This window comes from Caballeronia sp. LZ043 (assembly GCF_031451075.1).
GTDB lineage: Bacteria > Pseudomonadota > Gammaproteobacteria > Burkholderiales > Burkholderiaceae > Caballeronia.
Window position 1 is genome coordinate 1 of sequence record NZ_JARUXT010000076.1, and the last position, 421, is coordinate 421.

Genomic DNA, 421 nt, shown 5'->3' on the forward strand with positions numbered 1-421 from the left:
GGCGTTGAACTGGGGTTTCGCGGGTGCGATCTCGGTGCTGCTGCTGGCGGTGGTGCTGGTGGTGTTCGTGGTGTATGACCGGATGGTGGGTCTCTCGACGATGACTGGTGGCAGCACGGCGAACAACCCGAAGCAGCACGGTGGCATGGGCCGCAAGTTCGGCGACGCGCTGCTCACGCTGCTGGCGAACGCAACCGACACGCTGATCGCCGTCCTCCCGAAGCGCAAGAAGCGCGCAGGCGACGGCAACGGCATGACGCTGCGCACCGTCGTCACACTGATCCTGGTGTTCCTGAGCGCGCCTGCGTTCCTGATGATCCCACTGTCGTTCGATTCCGCCTCGGGCCTTGCCTGGCCGCCGCATGGCGTGTCGTTGCAGTGGTACCAGCAGGTGATGGATTCGCCGCTGTGGATGCAGGCC

1 pseudogene is annotated in these 421 nt (G+C 65.3%); it reads left to right on the top strand.

From position 1 onward, the window contains the following. Positions 1 to 421, top strand: a pseudogene (locus QCE64_RS38100) (ABC transporter permease); the annotation flags it as partial.